This is a genomic window from Prevotella sp. HMSC077E09, assembly GCF_001814685.1.
In the GTDB taxonomy this organism is placed as follows: Bacteria; Bacteroidota; Bacteroidia; order Bacteroidales; family Bacteroidaceae; genus Prevotella; species Prevotella oris.
Genome location: NZ_KV817575.1, coordinates 56,669 through 56,875 on the forward strand (window position 1 = coordinate 56,669; position 207 = coordinate 56,875).

At 50.2% G+C, this 207-nt stretch carries 1 pseudogene; it reads left to right on the forward strand.

The features are described 5' to 3' along the window. Positions 1 to 207: pseudogene (locus HMPREF2983_RS14170) on the forward strand (hypothetical protein); the annotation flags it as partial.

The following is a 207-nucleotide window of genomic DNA, read 5'->3' on the forward strand; positions in this document are numbered from 1 at the left end:
GCCGTGGCGGAAACGCTGTTTTTGCTGTTTTCTATTCATCCGCCGTGGCGGAAAGCCGATTTTCAGCGTTTTTCCAGTTTCAGCCGTGGCGGAAACGCTGTTTTTGCTGTTTTCTACTCATCCGCCGTGGCGGAAAGCCGATTTTTGCCGTCTTTTCAGTTTCAGCCGTGGCAGAAATGCTGTTTTTGCTGTTTTCTACTCATCCGC